This window comes from Piscirickettsia salmonis LF-89 = ATCC VR-1361 (assembly GCF_000297215.2).
Taxonomy (GTDB): Bacteria; Pseudomonadota; Gammaproteobacteria; order Piscirickettsiales; family Piscirickettsiaceae; genus Piscirickettsia; species Piscirickettsia salmonis.
This window is the reverse complement of sequence record NZ_AMFF02000258.1, coordinates 1-583: the sequence shown is the minus strand read 5'-3', so window position 1 is coordinate 583 and position 583 is coordinate 1. Positions and strand designations below refer to the sequence as shown.

General features: G+C 39.1%; 1 protein-coding gene. It reads left to right on the top strand.

Features of this window, described 5'->3' with window-relative positions; translation table 11 throughout:
- Positions 1–198 precede the first annotated feature (198 nt).
- The gene (locus tag C200_RS13950; protein ID WP_016212544.1) at positions 199–573 is read left to right on the top strand and encodes a hypothetical protein; all 375 of its coding nucleotides are present in this window, start codon (positions 199–201) and stop codon (positions 571–573) included.
- The last annotated feature ends 10 nt before the right edge of the window (positions 574–583 follow it).

Genomic DNA, 583 nt, shown 5'->3' with positions numbered 1-583 from the left:
TTATAGTCGTCGCGTTTTGCTCGGCGATTTTGCATCATTGGATGTGCAAAATACCTACCGAGGTAGCGACGCTTACGAGAGTTAATTTGGCCGTATTATTTAATCATGCAGGGTGTGCATTGGCAAATGTTTTTATCAATAGCTGCTTATAATTTTAGTGGAGGGGTAGACTTGTTTAAATCATGCAAGCACATAATTGTGAACAAGATAGCTTGGCTATCAATAATTCTATATACAGTCATTACATTTTCAGCCTTTGCTTTAACTAGCTCATATGCAAAAGAAAAAGTAATACTTGAAATGGGTGATGATCCTGTTTGGGCGTCATCAAACCCCGAGCACCCAGGGTTTTTGCTGGAGATAGTTTTAGAGATGACAAAGTATCTTAACTTAGAGCCAGTTAAAGACTTCTTGCCTTGGCGAAGAGCTCAATTTGAAACGATTACGGCAGATGATGGTGTGGTCATTTTCCCATTAGCACGAACTGAAGCTCGAGAAAATAAATATAAGTGGTTGTGTAAACTGTTTGACATTCCTGTTGCTTTTATTACGACAGAAGGCGGAATGTTATAGCACTCAACGA